This is a genomic window from Pseudomonas acericola (SeqCode), from assembly GCF_053456465.1.
In genome coordinates this window covers 164,423-179,472 of sequence record NZ_JBRFJB010000008.1, presented here as the reverse complement: position 1 = coordinate 179,472, position 15,050 = coordinate 164,423, and the positions used below count along the sequence as shown (strand labels likewise).

6 protein-coding genes are annotated in these 15,050 nt (G+C 64.2%); all 6 read left to right on the top strand.

The window, feature by feature from the left end; translation table 11 throughout:
* Positions 1-129: 129 nt before the first annotated feature.
* The 6 genes from ACU688_RS24290 (at position 130) to ACU688_RS24265 (ending at position 15,034) form a co-directional block, all read left to right on the top strand.
* Positions 130-903: an efflux RND transporter periplasmic adaptor subunit gene (locus tag ACU688_RS24290; RefSeq protein ID WP_448186669.1), complete on the top strand. Its 774-nt coding sequence runs from the start codon at positions 130-132 to the stop codon at positions 901-903.
* Positions 900-2,219, top strand: coding sequence for an efflux RND transporter periplasmic adaptor subunit (locus tag ACU688_RS24285; protein WP_448186668.1), 1,320 nt, complete (start codon positions 900-902; stop codon positions 2,217-2,219). Before ACU688_RS24290 ends, ACU688_RS24285 begins: the two co-directional genes overlap by 4 nt.
* Positions 2,219-4,315 (top strand): efflux RND transporter periplasmic adaptor subunit, encoded by a 2,097-nt coding sequence (locus ACU688_RS24280; protein WP_448186667.1) that lies wholly within the window; start codon positions 2,219-2,221, stop codon positions 4,313-4,315. The genes ACU688_RS24285 and ACU688_RS24280 overlap by 1 nt, the downstream gene beginning before the upstream one ends.
* 254 nt (positions 4,316-4,569) lie before the next feature.
* The gene (locus ACU688_RS24275; RefSeq protein WP_448186666.1) at positions 4,570-6,159 is read left to right on the top strand and encodes a glycosyltransferase family 39 protein; all 1,590 of its coding nucleotides are present in this window, start codon (positions 4,570-4,572) and stop codon (positions 6,157-6,159) included.
* Positions 6,160-6,250: 91 nt separating this feature from the next.
* Positions 6,251-7,108 (top strand): sulfotransferase family protein, encoded by an 858-nt coding sequence (locus ACU688_RS24270; protein WP_448186665.1) that lies wholly within the window; start codon positions 6,251-6,253, stop codon positions 7,106-7,108.
* Positions 7,109-7,246: 138 nt separating this feature from the next.
* Positions 7,247-15,034 (top strand): Ig-like domain-containing protein, encoded by a 7,788-nt coding sequence (locus ACU688_RS24265; RefSeq protein ID WP_448186693.1) that lies wholly within the window; start codon positions 7,247-7,249, stop codon positions 15,032-15,034.
* The last annotated feature ends 16 nt before the right edge of the window (positions 15,035-15,050 follow it).

Genomic DNA, 15,050 nt, shown 5'->3' with positions numbered 1-15,050 from the left:
GGCAATCATAGCTTGATCCGACAATCGCTTCGGTGAAGCCCTACACAAATCGTTGGTTTGTCCGATTGAGGGTAGTGGCAATTTAATCTCGCTGACATAGACTGCGCTGAATGTCAGGGAGTCGACCGTATGAAGCAGTTGAGTGCATGGATGTTGGGTGTTTCCTGCCTGTTGGGCGCAGCGTCGATGGCCATGGCCGAAGACCCTTTGTTGGACCAGCCGCCGGCGACTGCCGCCAGTGCCACCAGCGAGGCGCGCGGCGTGCTGCGGGCCCGCGACCAGGCGATGCTGGCCAGTGAGTTGTCGGGGCGCATCGTCGAACTGCCGTTCAGCGAAGGCGAGTCGTTCAAGAAAGGTGACACCCTGGCGCGCTTCGATTGTTCGGCCTACCAGGCCCAACTGAACGCCGCCCAGGCCGCCAGCCGTGGCGCCGGTGAAGAACTGGCGCACAACAAACAACTGGCCTCGCTCAATTCCGTCGGGCGTTTCGAAGTGGCGCGAGCTGAAGCCAAACTCACCGAGACCCAGGCCCAGTCCCAGGTCTATCAGGTGCAGATCAAGCGTTGCAGCGTGCTGGCGCCGTATGACGGCCAGGTGGTGCAACGCAAGGTCCAGCGTTATGAAAGCGTGTCGGCGGGTGCGCCGCTGCTGGAAATCGTCGACAACCGCAGCCTGGAAATTCACCTGCTGGTGCCGTCGCGCTGGATGGGCAAACTCAAGCCCGGGCAGACCTTCAATTTTACCCCCGACGAAACCGGCCAGGCGTTCAGCGCCACGGTCAAACGCCTCGGCGCGCGCATCGATGAGGGCAGCCAGACGCTGCTGCTGGTCGCCACCTTGCCCAATGCCGCCGGCTTGATGGCAGGTATGAGCGGCACCGCCCACTTCGCGCAACTGCAATGAACGCACCGATGGCGGGGAACACCGAGCGGGTGTTCGCGCAGTTTCTCGACCTCGAACGCCAGACCCGCGCTGCCCGTACCACTGAGCAGTTGGCCTACAGCCTGGTCAACGATGGGCAAGCGCTATTCGGCTATCGCCACGCCGCGCTGTTGATCGCCGGCAAGGTGCAGGCGGTCACGGCGGTAAGCAGCATCGACCCGAACGCGCCGTTCGTGGCGTTTGTCGAGCAGGCGGTGGCGCAGTTGCACAAACTGGATCTCGGCCAGACCGCGCGCGTGGTGCCCGCCGAACAATTGAGCGACGCGGTGCGCGCCGACTGGCAGAGCCTGTCGGCCGAGCATGTGTTCTGGTTGCCGCTGATCAACCCCCAAGGCCAGGTGTTTGGCGGCCTGTGGCTGGCGCGGGACACACCGTGGAACCCGGCCGAGCACGTCTTGCTGGCGCAACTGGGCGACACCTACAGCCATGCCTGGCATGCGTTGCAACCGCGCCAGCCGTGGCGCCTGCGCCTGACCCGCAAGCGTCAGGTGGCGGTGGTGGTCGGGTTGCTGCTGATGCTGCTGATCCCGGTGCGCCAATCGGTGCTGGCGCCCGCCGAAGTGGTGCCGCTGGCCGGGCAAGTTGTCGCGGCACCCTTGGATGGAGTGATTGCCGAGTTCCTGGTCAAACCCAACCAAAGCGTAAAAACCGGCGACCTGCTGCTGCGCTTTGAAAGCACCACCCTGACCGCCCAGGCGGACGTGGCAGCACGGGCCCTGGGCGTGGCGGAAGCGGAGTTGAAGGCCAATTCCCAGCGCGCCTTTGCCGATGCCGAATCCAGCTCGCGCATCGACCTGCTGGCCGCGCGCGTCGAGCAAAAACGCGCCGAACGCGACTACGCCCGCGAGCTGCTCAAGCGCAGCGAAGTGCGCGCCGAGCGCGACGGCATCGCGGTGTTTGCCGACGCCGAGCGTTGGACCGGCAAACCCGTGCAAACCGGCGAGCGCCTGCTGCAGATCGCCGACCCCGGCCAGGCCGAGCTGCGCATCGAGCTGGCGGTAGGCGATGCGATTGCCCTGGCGCCCAATGCACAGGTCGCGTTGTTCCTCGACAGCGACCCGCTGCAACGTCACCTCGCCACCCTGCAACGGGCCGCGTACGAGGCGCAGCCTACGCCGGGCGGGCAGTTGGCCTATCGCCTGGATGCGCAATTCGATGACGCACCGCCGCGTATCGGCCTGCGTGGCACCGCGAAGCTGTATGGCGACCGCGCGCCGCTGGCGCTGTACCTGCTGCGGCGACCGTTGGCGGGCCTGCGCCAAAGCGTGGGCCTCTGATGAGCCTGCCCAAGCTGCGTGACGACCTGCAACTGTCCAGCGCCGGCGCGGCGTTGGACGGTTCGCCGCGCTGGACTCTCGCCGACCCGGTGCGTGGGCGCTATTTCAAGCTGGGCGCCACGGCCATCCGCCTGCTGCGGCATTGGTCCCTGGGCGATGCGGAAAAAGTCCTGCAAGCCGCCAACCGCGAGCCGGGCTTGCCCCTGGGGGACGGCGAAGTCACCGAGCTGCTGAGTTTTCTGCGCGCCCACGACCTGATCGCTGCCCTCGACCCGGAGCAACGCGCCAGCTACCTGTATAAAGCCGCCGCGCAGAAGCAGGGCCTGTGGCAGGTGCTGCTGCATCAATATCTGTTTTTCCGCATCCCTCTGTGGCGCCCGGACGCGTTTCTCAACCGCGCCTGGCCGTGGCTGGCACGGTTTGGCCCGGGCCTGTTGCGTTACGGTTTACCGATGATCCTCGGCCTCGGAGTGTTTTTGGTGGCGCGCGATTGGCAGCGCTTCCTGGCGACGTTCCCGCATCTGTTCAGCCTCGGCGGCGCTCTGGCGTTTGGCGTGGCGCTGTTCTTCGCCAAGCTGTGCCATGAATTCGGCCACGCGTTCATGGCCAAGCGCGCCGGCTGTCGGGTGCAGAGCATGGGCGTGGCCTTCATGGTGCTGTTGCCGATGTTCTACACCGACGTCAGCGACGCCTGGCGCGTCAATGATCGCCGCGCGCGCCTGATGATCGGCGCCGGTGGGGTGATGGCCGAGCTGCTGCTGGCATGCATCGCCTTGCTGGCCTGGTCGCTGCTGCCGGACGGACCGGCACGCACCGCGGCGTTCATGCTGGCCAGCGCCACCTGGCTGACCACCCTGGCGATCAACCTCAACCCGTTCATGCGCTTCGATGGTTACTTTTTGATCAGCGATTTATGGGGCGTGGACAACCTGCAAGGCCGCGCTTTCGCGCTGTGCCGCTGGCGCCTGCGTGAGTTGCTGTTCGGTTATGGCGAACCGGCGCCGGAACCGTGGACGCCGACCCTGCAGCGACGCCTGTTGTGGTGGGGCTACCTGGCGTGGCTGTGGCGTGCGGCGCTGTTCCTCGGGATCGCGTTGGCGGTGTATCACCTGTTCTTCAAACTGCTTGGGATCTTCCTGATGCTGGTGGAATTGGCGTGGTTTATCTGCCTGCCAATCTACAAGGAGTGGCGTGAATGGTGGAGTCGCCGCAGCCAGGCCCATGCCCCACGGGTATTGCTCAGCAGCCTCGGGTTGGCGCTGATCGTGCTCGTGCTGGTGGTGCCGTGGCGCAGTGCGGTGGAGCTGCCGAGCATGCTTGAAGCGGGTCGCGTCAGCGCGTTGCATGCGCCGGTAGCGGCGCGGGTCAAGGCGCTGCGGGTGGTGGACGGGCAGGCGGTGACCCAGGGCCAGGTGCTGATCGAACTGGAGTCACCGGACCTCGACGCGCGCCAAAGCATTGTGCGGCGCGAAGTCGATATCCTGCAGTTGCAGATGCGCCGCCAGGCCGGCCGCAGCGAAACGGCGGCCGACGCCGGGATCAACGATCAACGTCTGTCCCAGGCCCTGGCCGAATACCGTGGGCTCGCCGCCCAGCGCGAACGCTTGCTGTTGCGCGCGCCCCATGCGGGCACGGTGCGCGATGTGCTGCCGCAATTGAGCGTGGGTCGCTGGCTGTCGCCCAAGGATGCGCTGGTGCAGGTGGTGGAGGCGGGGGCGCGCTTGCGTGGGTATCTGGCCGAAGCCGAGCTGTGGCGCGTTGCGCCAGGGGCCACCGGGCGGTTTATCGCGGATGACCCGATGCGCGCCGCGATCCCGGTGCAATTGACCGATATCGACGCCAACGGCGTGGCTTATCTGGATCAGGAGGCGCTGACCTCTGATCACCACGGGCCGATTGCCGTGCGCCGCGACGAAAACCAGCGCCCGGCGCCGGTTCAAGCGCAATACGGTGCGCGCCTCAAGAGTCTGGAGACGATCGACACGCCCCAGCAGCCGTTGCGCGGCGTGGTGCTGTTGCAAGGGCGCAGCGAGTCGGTGCTGGGCGCGGCCTGGCGGCGGGCGGCGGCGTTGGGGGTTAGGGAAAGCGGGTTCTGACAAGGCGTTGCAGCGATGATGAACAACACCGGCGGGTTGGCGCCTGGTTGATCGGAATAGATCGTCGCGCCGACAAGCCCATGTCCATCGATCCGGCGTCATCGCAGTGCGTAGACCTACTTTTGCGCGGCGCCCGGCCATTGCGAAACCGCGAGCGAAACCCAGGCGTTTGCCCTAGAGTTGCGCTTGTTTGCGCATGCGCAGCTTTTGCCCGGGGAACCGGCAGTATCAGTGGATTTGAGGTGTGACGGTCTGTGGTCGAGCAAGAGGAAAAAGTGGGCCCATTTGCTGTGGTGGGCGCGTGGGAAGGCAGCCGTTGGCTGAGCCGGTTATGGTGGGTGCCGATCCTCGCGCTGGCGATGGCCGTGCGGTTCTATGGCCTGACCGCGGCGGCGATCTGGGGCGATGAAGGCTCCAGCCTGCTGCTCAGCGAATACGCCGTTGACGACCTGTGGTTTCACGCCGCCCACGATGTGCACCCGCCGCTGTACTTTTTCATCCTGCGTGGCTGGATCGAGGTGTTTGGCGACGGTATCTGGTCGATTCGCGGCATGAGTGCAATCCCGGGCGTGCTCGCCGTGGGCCTGGGCGTGTGGCTGATGCGGCAACTGTCCACGCGTCGCGCTGCCGTACTGGCCGGTGTGCTGCTGGCGCTGTTCCCCAGCGCCGTGCGCTACAGCCAGGAAGTGCGTATGTACTCGCTGCTGGCCGTGTGGTTGCTGGGAGCCACGCTGGCGCTGGTGTACTGGGTGCGCCGGCCGGAGCGCACGCGTTGCCTGGTGGCTTATGTGCTGCTGATGGCGGCCGGTTTTTATACCCATTACTTCACGGCGTTGTGCGTGCTGGTGCATTGGGCCTGGCTGGGCCTGTTGTATCGCTCCCAGGCGCCTGGCCAGCGCTTGCTCACGCGTCCGGCGTGGTGGTGCGCAAATGCGGCGATTGTCGCGTTGTACCTGCCTTGGCTGCCGAGCCTGCTGGGATTGGTCCAGCATGTCGAACAGCTCAAGGTCGGCGGCGACATTGGCTGGGAAGACCCGGTTACGCTGATCTCCGTGCCCTCGATGATCTGGCAGTTCGTACTGCAGGATGAAGGCCTCGACTTCTGGGCGCCGCTGTTCTGGTTGTTCCCGCTATCGCTGATGGCGGTGGTTGCGGTGACCGCCTGGAAAGACCGTGAAAACCTGCGGCCGGCGCGCCTGCTGGCGCTGTTTTTGCTGCTGCCGCTGCTGCTGGTGTACGGCGTGTCGTTTGTATCGCCGGTGTTTATCGAACGTTACCTGACGGTGTATGCCATTGGCTTGCCGCTGCTCATGGCCTTGGCCATCGATCGTTTGCCCAGCCGTCTGTCGTGGCTGGGAGCGGCGTTGTTCGTGGTGTTTGTCGGCGTTGAACTGCTGGGGTTGAAGAACAACGCCACGGTGGATGTGCATGACCAATTCAACGTGCCGGTGGAGTTCGTCAATCGCAATTACCAGGAAGACGACCGCATCGTTCTCAGCGACATGATGTGGTACCTGAGCTACGTGTATTACGACCAGACCGACGCCCAGTTGCAGCTCTACACCCCGCCCAAGCCCGACGGCACACCGACCCGGCCGAATGCCTATGGCTTCGGGACGTTGGTGGATCAGGACGGCGGCCGCATTTACCTCGACCGCTTGTCGGCCTTACCCTCCGAAACCCGACGCGTCTGGCTGATCAGCAGCAATGAAATGCCCGACGATTTCGCGCCGATCCCCGACGGTTGGCGCCAGATTTTGCAGCAAGATGGCGGCGGGGCTAGGGCCCGCCTATTTGTGCTGTGCCGGGGGGCGGAGCCTTTGCAGCCACAGGAGTGTCGTTAATTTCGAATCGGTATTAATTCCGCTGCAAATAGTGGCATTTACCCACTAGTGATTGTAACAATCCTGAGCTATTCTCCGGCGACAAAAGGAATTGTCCGACAAAGTGGTGAATGGATTGCTGTATCACTTTATCTCCGGCTTGCCGCGCTCCGGCTCGACCCTGCTTTCTGCAATCCTGCTGCAGAACCCGCGCTTTCATGCGGGCATGAGCAGCCCCGTAGGCCCACTGTTCAACGGTGTGCTGGGACAGTGCAGCGCCGGCAGCGAGTTTGGTTCGGTGATCGATGCCGACACCCGCCGCCGTCTGTTGCGCGGCCTGTTTGACTCCTACTACGCCGACAAAACCGCCACGCCCGTGGTGTTCGACACCAATCGCCAATGGTGCGCGCGCATGCCCGCGCTGCATGACCTGTTTCCCCAGGCCAAGGTCATCGCTTGCGTGCGCAACGTCGCGTGGATCATGGACAGCCTGGAGCGCCTGTACCGCGCCAATCCCTTCGAAAACACCAAGCTGTTCAACGATGATGTCGAGCGCAATACGGTGTACAGCCGCGTCGAAACCCTGGCCCAGCGCAACCGCATGGTCGGGTATGCGTGGTCGGCGCTCAAAGAGGCGTACTACGGCGAGCACGCTGATTCGCTGCTGATCGTCGACTACGACCTGCTGGCCCAGGCCCCCGAGCGGGTCATGCGGCTGATCTATGAATTTATCGGCGAGCCGTGGTTCGAGCATGACTTCAACAACCTCAGCTACGACGCTCCCAGTTTCGACCAGGACCTGGGCGTAACCGGCCTGCATAAGGTCAAGCCACGGGTGGCGCTGCAAGCGCGACGCAGCCTGTTGCCGCCGGATCTGTTCGAGCAATTTGCCCATATGGATTTCTGGCGTGACGGCAGCTTGAGCGCCGCCAATGTGATTCGCACCAAAGCCGATGCCGCGATCAGTTGATCGCGGTTTTTTTATTTGCGGGTATCAGCATTCGACAAGCGGGTGAGCAGCATGTGGTGGAGCAAAGGAAAGGCACGGCAAACGACAACAGGCGCCCACACTCAGGCGACGCCGATGATCATGTCCCTGGAACCGCGCATGCTGTTCGACGGCGCGGTCGCCGCCACCGTGGCCGACGTGGCGCAAGCCGACAGTCATGCCACGGCCGCCGATGCGGCCGCCAAGGCGCCGACCACCGAGCACGCCGGCACCGGTAGCGAAACCCATGCGCAAACCGATGCGCCCGTGACCCCGGCCCCGGTCGCCGTACCGGGTGAAACCGTGGTGTTCGTCGACGCGCGGGTCAAGGACTCTGCCGAGTTGCTCAAAGGCGTTGCCCCCGGCACCCAGGTGGTGCAACTGGACGCGAGCAAGGACGGCCTGCAACAGATCGCCGATTACCTGGGCAGCCACCAAGGCGTCAGCTCGGTGCAGATCATCGCCCACGGCAACGCGGGGGACCTGTGGCTGGGCAACACCTATTTGTCGGCAGACAACGTCGCGGCCCGCAGCGAAGTGCTGGCGCAGATCGGCCAGGACATGAACGTCGGCGGCGACATCCTGATCTACGCCTGCAACACGGCAGCGGGCGACAAGGGCATCAACTTTGTCGACTCGCTGGCGCAGCTGACCGGGCGCGATATTGCCGCGTCCACCAACCGCACCGGCGCAGGCAGCGACTGGACCCTGGAAATCGCCACCGGCTCCATCGAGAGCCACACCGCGCTGTCCTACGGTGGGATGTCGGGGTATCAGTACAGCCTGTCGACGATCACGGTGGCCAATGATGGCGACAGTGGTGTCGGCAGCTTGCGTCAGGCCCTGAGCGACGCGGTGTCGGGGGATTCCGTGGCCTTCGCTGCTGACATGACGATCAACCTCAACAGCCAGTTGATCATCACCAAGAACCTCACCATCGACGGCGATCGCAACAATGATGGCGTGGCGGACGTGACCCTCAGCGGGCAGTACAAAACCCAGGTACTGAAGGTCAACGCCGGGGTCACCGCGACCCTGGATGGCCTGATCATCACCAAGGGCCTGGCAGCCGGCAACGGCGCTGCGGCGGGCACCGACGGGACCGCGGCGATGGGCGGCGGGATTGTCAACGCCGGTAACCTGACCTTGAACAATGTCACGGTGACCAGCAACGCAGCCTCGGGCGGCGGCGGCGGTGGCGGGGTGACCTCGCCTTATGTCGGTGGCGCGGTCGGTGGTGGCGGTGGCGGTGGCGGCGCGCTCGGCGGGCAAGCCGGTGGTCACGGTGGTACTTCCGGCTTTGGTACAGGCGTGTATAGCGGTACTTCCGGGAGTACCAACACCGGCGGCAACGGCGGTGGCTATAACCCCAACTACATGGGCGGCAGGGGCGGCAGCAGCTCCGGCGGCGCGGGCGGTGTGGGCGCGGCCAACTACAGCAGTGGCGGCGCCGGTGGTACGGCGAACAATGGCACTATTTCCATTGGCGGCGGTGGCGGCGGCTCCGGTTGGGACAAACCTGGCCGGGCGGGTGCCTCGGCCAGCGGCGGTATCTACAATGCTTCCACCGGCACGCTGACCGTTGTTGGCACGTCGGTGATCTCCAACAACATCGCTGCCGGCGGCGGCGGTGGTGGCGGTGGTGGCCTGGGTGGCTCCGCCTCTTCGGGCGGCGCGGCCGGCAAAGGCGTTGGTGCGATCTGGAACAAAGGCACGCTGTTGATGACGGCTGCCAACTTTGCGGCCATGAGCGGCAACGTCGGTGGCAGCGGCAGTGGTGGCCCTGCGTTGGGCGGCGGTTCCACGGGCGCCTCTGTAGCGGCTGTGGACAACATCTTCAATGACGGCGGCACGCTGAACACGGCTTATTCCCCGGGGCCGACCGCGACCATCGTGATGTCCGATACGGCGCTGAAAATCGGCGATACCTCGCTGGTCACCATTACGTTCAGCCGTGCGGTGACCGGTTTCACCAACGCCGACTTGACGATCGCCAACGGCACCATGACCGGTGTGACCAGCAGCGATGGCGGCATCACCTGGACGGCGACGTTCACGCCGACCACCAGCATCACCGATGCCACCAACCTGATCACCCTCGACAACACTGGGGTGGCCGCGATCAACGACAGCGTGGCAGGCGCGGGCACCACCAATTCGGCCAATTACACGATCGACACCGTGCGGCCAACCGCGACCATTGTGGTCGCCGACAGCGCGTTGAAAATCGGTGACACCTCGTTGGTCACCTTTACGTTCAGCGAGGCGGTCACCGGCTTCACCAACGCCGACGTGACCCTCGCCAACGGCAACCTCACTGCCGTCAGCAGCAGCGACGGTGGCATTACCTGGACCGCGACGTTCACCCCGAGCGCGAGCATCTCCGACACCACCAACCTGATCAGCCTGGACAACACCGGCATCGCCGACGTGGCGGGCAACGCCGGCACCGGCACCACCGACTCGAACAATTACGCGATTGACACCGTGCGGCCAACCGCAACCATCGTGGTTGCCAACCCGACGCTGAGCGTGGGGCAAACCTCACTGGTGATCGTGACCTTCAGCGAAGCGGTGAGCGATTTCACCAATGCCGACTTGACGGTGGCCAACGGCACCCTGAGCGCGGTGAGCAGCAGCGACGGCGGCATCACCTGGACCGCGACGTTCACGCCGACCAGCAGTATCAACGACACCACCAACGTGATCACCCTGGGCAACAGCGGCATCAGCGACTTGGCGGGCAATGCCGGTAGCGGCACTACGACTTCCAACAACTACACCATCGACACCCAGCGCCCGACCGCGACGATCATCGTGGCCGACAACAGCCTGAAAATTGGCGAAACCTCGTTGGTCACCATCACCTTCAGCGAAGCCATCACCGGCTTTACCAACGGCGACCTGACGATTGCCAATGGCACGTTGAGCGCGGTAAGCAGCAGCGACGGCGGCATTACCTGGACCGCGACGTTCACCCCGAGCGCCAGCACCAGTGACGCCACCAACCTGATTACGCTGAATAACACCGGCATCGCCGACCTGTCTGGCAATGCCGGCTCCGGCACCACCGATTCGAACAATTACGCGATTGATACGGTGCGCCCAACCGCAACGGTCGTGGTCGCCGAGAACGTGTTGATCATCGGTGAAACCTCTCTGGTCACCGTGACGTTCAGCGAAGCCGTCAGCGGTTTCACCACCGCCGACCTGACCGTCGCCAACGGCACCGTGACCGGCCTGAGCAGCAGCGACGGCGGCATCACCTGGACCGCGACGTTCACGCCGTCCATCAACGTTACCGACACCACCAACCTGATCACCCTCGACAACACCGGCATCGTCGACCTGGCCGGTAACGCGGGCAGCGGCACCACCGACTCCAACAACTACGCCATCGACACCCAGCGCCCGACCGCGACCATCGTGATTGCCGACCCGAACCTGACCGCCGGTGAAACCTCGTTGGTGACCATCACCTTCAGCGAAGCCGTCAGCGGCTTTACCAACGCCGACCTGGCGGTTGCCAATGGCCAGCTCACTTCCGTGAGCAGCAGCGACGGCGGTATCACCTGGACCGCCATCTTCACCCCGACCGTGGGCGTCAAAAGCGCCACCAACCTGATCACCCTGGTCGGCACGGGCATCGCCGACCTGGCCGGTAACGCGGGCTCGGGCGCCAGCCACTCAGGAAACTACAGCGTTGACACCGTGGTGCCCACGGCGACCATCGTCGTGGCGAACCCGGCCTTGAATATTGGTGCAACCTCATTGGTGACCATCACCTTCAGCGAAGCCGTCACGGGCTTTACCAACGCCGACCTGACCGTCGCCAATGGCACCTTGAGCGCGGTTTCGAGCAGCGATGGCGGCATCACCTGGACGGCGACCTTTACGCCGACCAGCAATATCACCGACGCCACCAACGTCATCGTCCTGGACAACACGGGTATACAGGCAGCGGCGTCGGGGAACGCTGGCGTCGGCACGACCGACTCCAACAACTACGGCATCGATAACCAGCGCCCAACCGCCACGGTGGTGGTCAGCAATCCCGCGCTGGGGATCGGCGGATCGTCCGTGGTCACGATCACGTTCAGCGAAGCGGTCACAGGCTTTACCCTGGCTGACCTGACGGTCGACAACGGCACGCTGTCGGGTCTGTCCACCAGCGACAACATCACCTGGACCACGACGCTGACACCTGCGGCAGGCATCAACCAGGGCAACAATCATGTGGTCTTCGACAACACCGGCGTGGCCGACACCTCCGGCAACTCCGGGTCTGGCACCACCAGCTCGAACGCCTACGCAGTCGACAGCGTGCGCCCGACTGCGACCATCGTCATCGCCGACCCGACCCTGAGCGCCGGTGAAACCTCGTTGGTGACCATCACCTTCAGCGAAGCGGTCACCGGGTTCACCAACGCCGACCTGATCGTGCCCAACGGCACCCTCACGGCGGTGAGCAGCGCGGACGGTGGCATCACCTGGACCGCCACCTTCACGCCGACCGCGGGTGTCCACGACACCACCAACCTGATCAGCCTGAACAATGCTGGCGTGAGCGACCTGGCCGGCAACGCCGGCATGGGCACCACCGACTCGGCTAACTTCACCATCGACACCGTGCGCCCCACGGCGACCATCATCGTGGCGAACCCGGCCCTGAATATGGGTGCAACCTCATTGGTGACCATCACCTTCAGCGAAGCGGTCACCGGCTTTACCAACGCCGACCTGACCATCGCCAACGGCACCTTGAGCACCGTGACCAGCGTCGATGGCGGCATCACCTGGACCGCGAACTTCACGCCGACCAGCAACATCACCGACACTAGCAACGTGATCACCCTGGACAATACCGGCGTCGCCAACGCCTCCGGCAACGCCGGCAGCGGCACCACTGACTCGAACAATTACGCGATGGATACCGCGCGTCCTACGTCCACCATCGTGGTCTCGGAAACGACGCTGAGCATCGGTCAAACCTCATTGGTGACGATCACCTTCAGCGAAGCGGTCACTGGCTTTTCCAACGCCGACCTGACCATTGCCAACGGCACTTTGAGCTCGGTGAGCAGCAGCGACGGCGGTATCACCTGGACTGCAACCTTCACACCAAGCGCCAGCATCACCGATACCAGCAACGTGATCACCCTGGACAACACCGGCGTCAACGACTTGGCGGGCAACGCTGGCAGCGGCACGACGGATTCGAGCAACTACGCTATCGACACCCAGCGCCCGACGGCGACTATCGTGGTCTCCGACGCGAGCTTGAGCGCCGGTGAAACCTCGCGGGTGACCATTACGTTCAGCGAGGCGGTCAGCGGTTTCACCAATGCCGACCTGACTATCCCCAATGGCACCCTGAGCGCGGTGAGTAGCAGCGACGGCGGTATCACCTGGACGGCCACCTTCACGCCAGACGTGGGCATTCGCGACACCACCAACCTGATCAGCCTGAACAACGCGGGCGTGGCTGACCTCGCCGGCAACGCGGGTTCGGGCACCACCAGCTCGGCCAACTTCAGCATCGACACCGTGCTGCCAACGGCGACGATCGTGGTGTCGAACCCTGGGTTGAACATTGGTGAAACCTCGCTGGTCACTATCACCTTCAGCGAAGCCGTCACCGGTTTCACCAATGCTGACCTGACCATCGCCAACGGTACGCTGACCTCCGTGAGCAGCAGCGACGGCGGCATCACCTGGACCGCGACCTTCACGCCGACCACGAGCATCACCGATGCCACCAACCTGATCACCCTGGACAATTCCGGCGTGACCAACGCCTCGGGCAATGCCGGCAGCGGCACCACCGATTCGAACAACTACACGATTGATACCGCGCGTCCTACCTCGACCATCGTGGTGGCGGATACGGCCCTCAGCGTCGGGCAAACCTCGCTGGTGACCATCACCTTCAGCGAGGCGGTGAGCGGTTTCACCAATGCCGACCTGACCATCGCCAATGGCACCTTGAGCGCGGTGAGCAGCAGCGACGGCGGTATCACCTGGACCGCCACGTTCACCCCGGCGGCCGGCATCACCGACACCAGCAACCTGATCACCCTGGACAACACCGGCGTCGCCGACCTGGCGGGCAACGCCGGCAGCGGCAGCACCGATTCCAACAACTACAGTGTCGACAGCCAGCGGCCGACGGCCACGATTGTCATGAGCGACAGCGACCTGCGTCCGGGCGAAACCGCGTTGGTGACCATCACCTTCAGCGAGGCCGTCACCGGCTTCGACAACAGCGACCTGAGCGTGGCCAATGGCACCCTGGGCAACGTCAGCAGCAGCGACGGCGGCATCACCTGGACGGCGACGTTCACGCCGACGCTGAGTGTGACCGACACCACCAACCTGATCGTGCTGAACAACACCGGTGTCTTTGACCTCGCGGGAAACAGCGGCACCGGCACCACCAGTTCCGCCAACTATGCGGTGAACACCGAGGTGCCGACGGCAACCATCGTGGTGGCCGACACGCAACTGAAGGCGGGCGAAACCTCCCAGGTGACCATCACCTTCAGCCAGGCCGTCAGCGGCTTTACCAATGCCGACCTGATCCTCGCCAACGGCAGCCTGAGTGCGGTGAGCAGCAACGATGGCGGCATTACCTGGACGGCGACATTCACGCCGACCAGCAATATCACCGACACCAGCAACCTCATCGTGCTGGACAACAGCGGCGTGGCGAATGCCTCGGGCAACAGCGGCGTCGGCACCACTGTCTCCAACAACTACAGCATCGATACCCAACGGCCGACCGCGACCATCACCGTGGCCGACGCCCTGCTGGGCATCGGGCAAACCACCACGGTCACCGTGACCTTCAGCGAAGCGGTCAGCGGCTTTGATCTGTCGGACCTGAGCGTGGCCAATGGCACCTTGTCCAACCTTGTCTCCAACGATGGTGGCAAGACCTGGACCGCCACGTTGACGCCCACCGTCGCGATCACCGACCCGACCAACCTGGTAGTGCTGGACGCCAGCCTGGTGACCGACGCGGCGGGCAACGCCGGTGCGGGCATCGCGATTTCCAACAACTATGCGCTCGACGCCAGCCGGCCGACCGCGACGATCTCCGTCGCCAACCCGAACCTGACCGTCGGCCAGAGCACCACCGTGACGTTCACCTTCAGTGAAAAAGTCAGTGGTTTTGACCTGGATGATCTGAGCGTGGCCAACGGCACCTTGTCCAACCTCGCCACCAGCGATGGCGGCAAGACCTGGACCGCCACCCTGACGCCGACGGCCAACCTTAACGATCCGAGCAACTTCATCACCCTCGACACCAGCCTGGTGACGGATGCGGCGGGCAACGCCGGCAGCGGTTTCAGCAACTCCGGCAACTACGCGATCAACACCATCGCGTTGACCGGCGACCCGCTGTTCCGCGTCACCGGCCCGACGGCGCCACCGGGCGCGCCGGACGCGCCGCTGCAACCGATCATCTTTGGTCAGCCGAGCGGCAACCTGGGTTCGCCGATTGGCTTCCCGCCGTTGTTCGAGCAGCGTGAGTCGGGTAGCGGCTTGCCGCCGATCGGCAACATCTTTATCCGCAACAACGCCCTGGCGCCGAGCTATATCGCCCAGGTGTTCAGCACCGACGGCGGCAATGCGGCGAGTGCCGCCGGGTTCCTCGGGTTTGGCGGCGGCGATGGCGGGGTGTTCGGTTCCAGCACCTTGTCGGGCTTGTTCAATCGCGAAACCCACGGTGACGACGGTGGTTTCAAGGCTTTCGACGGCAAATCGATCAAAGGCCTGGGCGCCGGGTTGGGTGCACCGACCCTCGGTCAGCAATTGCAGCAGATCAACGACGTACAACAACGCCAGGTGATTGACCTGGCGCAAGCACTGCAACAGGTCGGCATCAACGAAATGCAGGCTTGAACACACTTAATTCAAG